Origin of the sequence: Nocardia amamiensis (assembly GCF_015477605.1) — a bacterium.
Taxonomy (GTDB): Bacteria; Actinomycetota; Actinomycetes; order Mycobacteriales; family Mycobacteriaceae; genus Nocardia; species Nocardia amamiensis_A.
Map to the genome: position 1 here is coordinate 230,378 of NZ_JADLQX010000010.1, position 6,006 is coordinate 236,383.

Below are 6,006 nucleotides of genomic sequence, written 5' to 3' on the forward strand. Positions count from 1 at the left end.
ATGGTAGTCAAAAGATCTCCCGGCAGAACGCGCGATTGCAGACCGCGGTTCCATTGGAAATTGCTCGGCGCGTCGAAGAGTCATACGAACTCGGGGTGAAACTCTCGGCGGCCGTTCCGGACAGCGCGGCATGCGGCTAGCGGACGTTCCCGCCGAGGCTCCACAACGACACTTGACGAGCTGCTTCGCCGGCGTAGGTCTCATCACCAGACCCTCCTGGCGAACACCCAACGAACGCACTGAACTCGGCATGCGGGGTTCGGGTTGTCATGTGCCCGAGGCCATGTAGACGGCAAGGATGTAGTACGGATGCCGGTCCAGATTCTTACGCGCACGGTCATAGCGCATCGTGGTTCGGGATCGGCGTGACGGGCGGCGATCTGCACATCCCGCAACCCGACACCCGCATCGAGCATCGTGGTGACGTAGGTGTGGCTTGTCTCCGCAGTGGCAGTGTGCGGTCGGGTTCGTGTTGCGTTTGACTTCGCCGACTCCCATCGCGGAGTTCGTGACCGGGGTCGCGGTTCGTGTTGCGATAGAACGAAAAGAATTGTGATGGACGTCACTGTCGGATCGGTTCCTGCGGTTGGCGACGGGGTGTGCCGGGATCGGTGGTCGGTGAGCCTGGTTCTCGGAGCCGAGCGTGCGGTGGCTTCCGGTGGATAGTGTTGTGCCCTATGGGGTCTGAACCGGTTGAGGATGTTGGCAGGTTGCCGGGTAAGCGGATGGGGGCGGGCGCGTTGTTCGTCGACGAGCTGGGCCGGGTGTTGCTGGTCGAGCCGACGTATAAGAACTACTGGGAACTGCCCGGTGGCGTTGTCGAAGCCGGGGAATCGCCCTTTGCTGCGGTTGTCCGGGAGGTCGATGAAGAGCTCGGGCTGGCTGTGCGAATGGGCCGGTTGTTGGTGGTGGATTGGGTTCCGCCCGGTCTGTATCCCAGCGACGGGGTGATGTTGGTGTATGACGGTGGACTGCTGAGTGCCGATCAGACAGCGGCGATAGTCCTTCAGGCGGAAGAGCTTCGAAGCTGGGCATGGTGTGATGAGACCGAGGCTGCGAAGCGACTGCCGGATGTGCTGGCTCGGCGTGTGGCAGCAGCGTGCCGAGCTCGCCGTGAGGGTGTGACGGCATATCTGGAAGATGGCCGCGCTGTCGTGTGACATCGACAACCTGCATCGACGCGTCAGCATGGGCCGATGATCTTCTGTCTGGCCGGGAGTCGGGCGATGTGCATGTCCGGGTCTGCGGTGGCGCGGAGCCGGAGGATTTCTTCATGCTGGGCGGCGAGGCGGGACAGGGCTTGGTTTCGGAACTCTGTGAGCTCCTGGATTGTCGAGTTGGCCTGGGTGAGACGGCTTTTCAGCTTCTCGACCTCGGTCTTGAAACGTTGGATCTGTGCAACTTTGGGGTCGGGAGTTTCCCCGGCCTGCTGGAGTTGCTGGAGTCGATGTTCGAATTCGGCGCGCAGATGTGCGTAGGGCCGGTCGCCGTAGAAGGCGGTGCGGTCGACGCTGGACTGCGCGGCGAGGGTCGTGATGTCGCAGTTTCCCCCGTCCGGAATATCCCCTCGTAGGAGCCGGTCCATGGTGGCGCGGATGCGGTTCTCGTTTTGGACGCGTTGTGCGGCAGTGATTCTCATGCGTGGTCCTGTGGGATTCCTGTGGTGGCAGCTGCGGCGTCGATGGCGTCGATGACCCGGAGGGCCCGGTCGTAGTCGGCTTGTAAACGGGCCTTGTCGGTGCGGCGGGTCGCGCCGAGGCTGCCGAGGAAGGTTTTGGTCTGTTCGGCGTGTTCGGCCCAAACCGGCCGATGTTGGGCATGGTGGGTGGCCTGCGGGCAGCGTGCCGAGTCACACATTCCTGCCAGTGGCCGGTCGGCGTGTGGGGTGCCGGCGAGTTTGAGGCAGAGGGCGCGGGAAGGGTCGGTGAACCAGCAGTAGTTCGCGGTCCCGAGGTGGAGAGTGCGGGCTCGTTTGGTGAGCAGGTTGAGGATTTCCCGGTCGCTGGCTTGGGTTTTCGGCGCGGCGGGGTCCAGGAGTTTGCCGTCGACGTGGGTGAAGAACTCAGTTAGTTCCCGCGCGCCGGGCCCCGCGGGCATGATGCCTTGCTGGTAGTTGCGGAACTCGGTCAAGACCAGTTCCAGGTTGCGGTCGGTTTCGTGCTTGTTCGCTTCGGCCAGCAGTTCGGCCTGTGCCCCACCGGGTTTGGAAACATAGCCTTCGGTCGTGGCGACGGCGATGTGCTTGAGGTGCCATTTCGCGGCCAGCATTCCGCCTGGCCGGTAGGCCAGCTCGATGGCCAGCGTGCGGCGCAGGGCGCGCAGACTGACCGCGGTGTCGGGGATCGGGGCGAGCCCGAGCCGTTGGCCGGTCGGTCCGTTGACCCAGTTCCGCAACCAGGTGAAGCGGATGTCGAAGGCGAACCGGCCCAGCAGCGGTGCGCCGGGTTCGGGCTCGTCGTGGAGTCGTTCGAGCAATTGAACGGCTCGATAGACCGGTTCGATGACGACCCATTCGTCATCGACACCACCGAGTCGCTGGCCTTTGACCACGCGGCTGGCCAGCCGGTAACGCACCAGATCCGGACCATAGCGTTCCGGAGGTCGGCAGCAGCCGACTTCCAGTTCCATCAACTCGCTCGACCGCATGCCGGACAACGCTGCCAGCACGGTGATCGCGGCGGTGCGGACGATCCCGACAACGGCGACGGCTTGTTCGCGGTCCAGCGGAACCGTCCAGCAGACCTGATCACCGGTATCGGCTCGCTCGACTGCGGCGGCGCTGCGGGCGAACTGGCGTTGTGCGCCAACCGCGTCCAGCGTGGCCTCGATGCGGGGACGCAGATGCGGCAGCCAGTCGGTCATGAACTGCGTGAATCCGGCCTGTCGGGCCAAGACTCCCAACGAGATCGTGAGCAGCGGGTCCTGCGGCGACCAGCCCCGCGCGATGCGTTGCCGGACCCAGTGCTCGGGCAGAATGGGCAGCGGTTCGGCCCGACGTCGGTAACCAGCAAGCAGCCGGGTGAATTCCGCGAGCGGCAACCGCCCGGTCGGGGTGTGGGCTCCCTGCCGGATCGACCACTTCCGATCGGCGTCGGTGACTTGGCGGGCCAGCGTGATCGCGTGCGGTGCGATCACGTCGACCAGGTAGGTGGCCGCGTTCAGTAGTGGTCGCAGGATCGTGTCGTTGAGCGGTTGTGTCTTGTTGTGGCCTGTGCCGCAGGGCATTTCGGCGATCGCCGATGGTGCCGCTCCGCCCCAGGGGCGGAGTGCGGCCGGGACGCGGTCGCTGGTGAACAACTCCCGATGGTTGATCAGGTCGACGACGATCTGAGCTGCGGCCCGCCGGGTGGCGGGCGATCGTTCGCCCACGACATGGCCGTTGTCGTCGAGGATATAGCGGCGGTGGGCCAGATAGTTCTCGCAATCGGTGTCGGTGACGGCGGCCAGGCTCGTGACCTGCTCAGCAGTCAGCCAGGCCAGGAACCGGGTGAGTTCGTCGAGGCGGGCCTTGGTGGTGTTGAGATGCAGCGGAGTGCGATAGCCGCGCGGCAGCAACGCGACCGCGTCGTGGCGGGGCGCGAGCATCGCGACGATCTGTTCCTTGGCCAGCAGCCGCCATCGGGGCTCGGTGATCGTGGTGAAGACGAACCGGCGGTTCACCATCGACATCTGAACCGGCAGGCCGATGACCTCGGTGAAGTCCCAGAGGTCATGTTCGAAGAACGGGCGAGACGCGCCGACGGGCAAACTGAGGCCCGCCAGCGCGCAGATGTCGGCCCCGGCGAACGGTGACCGCCGGTGCTGGTCTTCGCCGGGGTTGAGGGCAGCAACGGTCATCGTGTGAATTCCTCGGGACGCAAAGGGATCTCGGAGTCGGTGTCGGTGACGTGGTCGGCTGCGCGGGCAACGACCACCGGGTCGAATCGGCTCAGGACGTGATCGATGCGGTGGGCGTAGGGGCCGAACACCGCCATGAACTGGGCGGCGGGCATCTGCTGCCACTGTCGGCTGAAGAATGCCTTGAGCCGCAACAGATTCGCCGCGTGACGGGGTGCGAACACGGCCAGCGGGCAGAGCAAACAGACCCAGGGGCGTGCCGGGCAAGGCTTGCCCTTGGGACCGTGCAGTCCGGACAACTGGTCGGCGCAGGCCGCGGTGAACACGTCGCGTTCACCGCCGACCAGCTCGGCCAGCGCAGTGCCGTCGAGCCCGACTTCGGCGACCAGCCGCGGATAGTCGCGAGCCAGATCGGTGGAGTTCTCCTCGGTGAGAATGGTCGCCGGCTGGGCGCGTCGCAGCAGATCATATTGAGCGTCTTCGATGATCGCCTCGACAGCCCGCTGCTGTGCGGGTGTGGTCGCGGTGAGGTAGCGGTCGCCTTCGACCTCCGCGGTGTGGTTCGGGTCGATGGTGGCGCGCCCGCGCCCGGCCCAGGTCGTCTTGTCCCGCGAGGCGTGGAAAGTGGTGCGGATCCGCGATCGATGGATCTTCAGAGGCCGGCCGTCGGAATCGAGCAGCCTGTGCCGAACTACCCAGCGCTGAATGCCCATTCGAGCGCCGCCTCCTGCCTTCGCCGACAGCTCCGTGCCGCCGGGCTTGCAGAGCCGCAACCACAACTGCCTGCGCTCGACCGGATCGGCATGGCTTCGCAGCAGTGCCGAATGCGCCAGCCACTGCTCGAGCAACCGAACCGCGTTGCGCGGCAGATTCAGGCTCTCGGCCGCGGTGCGGCCCTTGATGTAGGACAGCAGGATCGTGGAGTCGCCCGCCCAGTCGATGTCGTCGGCGACCAGGTCGTCGATGCCGTCGGGAACAATGCCGGAATAGGCGCCGAACAGCAGCTTGTAGGCGATCACCGTGTTCAGGTCGGGAAACAGGTCGCGGCTGGCATCGAGGACGCGGCCGTTTTGCCAGACCACGTTGTGCGAGCAGCCCAAGTGCTCGCCGAAGGCGACCACTCCGACCGGCCCGACGCGGGCCAGCAGCCAGCGCAGATTCTGCGCGGTCCATCCGTGTTCGCGGGGATGACGGCCGCGTTCGGCCGCGGCCAGGGCGGCGCGGTGCCGGGCGAACGTGTCGTCGGTGATCGCCTTGCAGGTGCGGATCAACTTGTCCCAGTCCGCTTCCGGGTAAGGCGGAAGTTGATGATGGCTGCGCTGCGGATTGAATGCGCGTCCAGAAGCCAGTTCCGCCAGCCGGGCATCGACCGATCCGCCTGCGGCCTGGACCCCTTGCAGCATCCGCCGCGTGCATGCCTCCTTCGGCCCGGACGTCCCCATCCAGTACTCGGCCATCATCGGCCTGGTCAAAGCCCCAGCCCCACCGGCGAATCCACGATCAGCCAGATAGCGAACCAGGTGACGGATGGACTGCTCATAGTGACCGACCGAGCCCGCGGCATTGACCGTGCCGTGCGGGTGGATCAGCTCCACCAGTCCGACGAGCAAGTCCAGAACCAGCTCTCGGCAGGGCAGAGCTTCCAGCACGAACCTCGCTGTGGATCCGTCGCTGAACACGCACGAGATCGCCAAGGGGTCCTTGCTCACGACGGCCGGCATCAGCAGCCCCCGCGCGTGGTGTCATCGGCGAACTCGGCATCCGCCTCGGCCTGCGCATCACCTGCCGAGGTCAAACCTTCGGCCGCGCCTGCGGTTTCGTAGGCTTCCCGGTAGATCCGGGTCATGTCCAAGCGTTTGAGGTATTTCTCGGTCACCAGCACCGAGCTGTGGCCGAGAAGATCACGCAGCACCAGCAGCGGATCGGCCTTGGTCAGATAGAACACCAGCGCGGCATCAGCATCGGTGTCGCGCACCAGCTTCGCCGCCTGCCGATAATGCCCGGTCACCAGAAACTCCAACGTGCGCATCGCGAACGAATGCCTTCTTTCCGCAGTGGCCGTGTGCGGTGGCGTTCGTGTTGCGTTTGATGTGGGTGATCCGGCTGTGCGGAGTTCGCGACGTGGGTTGTTGCTGGTGTTGCGATAAGGTCCACGTGCTTGTGGTGTAT

General features: G+C 65.4%; 5 protein-coding genes. 1 reads left to right on the forward strand and 4 read right to left on the reverse strand.

Going from position 1 to position 6,006, the window contains the following annotated elements; translation table 11 throughout:
• Window positions 1-677: 677 nt before the first annotated feature.
• Complete coding sequence (locus tag IU459_RS15900) at window positions 678-1,160, forward strand: NUDIX hydrolase (protein ID WP_324198889.1); 483 nt, start codon at window positions 678-680, stop codon at window positions 1,158-1,160.
• Window positions 1,161-1,183: 23 nt separating this feature from the next.
• Here IU459_RS15900 and IU459_RS15905 read toward each other — a convergent pair whose 3' ends face one another.
• Genes IU459_RS15905 through IU459_RS15920 form a run of 4 tightly spaced genes read right to left on the reverse strand, consistent with a single transcriptional unit; the run spans window position 1,184 to window position 5,866 of the window.
• Window positions 1,184-1,639: a hypothetical protein gene (locus tag IU459_RS15905; RefSeq protein WP_067479807.1), complete on the reverse strand. Its 456-nt coding sequence runs from the start codon at window positions 1,637-1,639 to the stop codon at window positions 1,184-1,186.
• Window positions 1,636-3,837 (reverse strand): site-specific integrase, encoded by a 2,202-nt coding sequence (locus tag IU459_RS15910; protein WP_195130293.1) that lies wholly within the window; start codon window positions 3,835-3,837, stop codon window positions 1,636-1,638. Before IU459_RS15910 ends, IU459_RS15905 begins: the two co-directional genes overlap by 4 nt.
• Entirely contained in the window at window positions 3,834-5,546 is a 1,713-nt protein-coding gene (locus IU459_RS15915) for a hypothetical protein (RefSeq protein WP_324198890.1), read from the reverse strand. Before IU459_RS15915 ends, IU459_RS15910 begins: the two co-directional genes overlap by 4 nt.
• Window positions 5,547-5,557: 11 nt before the next feature.
• Entirely contained in the window at window positions 5,558-5,866 is a 309-nt protein-coding gene (locus IU459_RS15920; RefSeq protein WP_228837967.1) for a hypothetical protein, read from the reverse strand.
• Between the last annotated feature and the right edge of the window lie 140 nt (window positions 5,867-6,006).

Excerpts from the sequence above, each read along its gene's own strand:
- IU459_RS15900 (WP_324198889.1), top strand. The coding sequence starts at position 678 with ATGGGGTCTGAACCGGTTGAGGATGTTGGCAGGTTGCCGGGTAAGCGG.
- IU459_RS15905 (WP_067479807.1), bottom strand. The coding sequence starts at position 1,639 with ATGAGAATCACTGCCGCACAACGCGTCCAAAACGAGAACCGCATCCGC.
- IU459_RS15910 (WP_195130293.1), bottom strand. The coding sequence starts at position 3,837 with ATGACCGTTGCTGCCCTCAACCCCGGCGAAGACCAGCACCGGCGGTCA.
- IU459_RS15920 (WP_228837967.1), bottom strand. The coding sequence starts at position 5,866 with ATGCGCACGTTGGAGTTTCTGGTGACCGGGCATTATCGGCAGGCGGCG.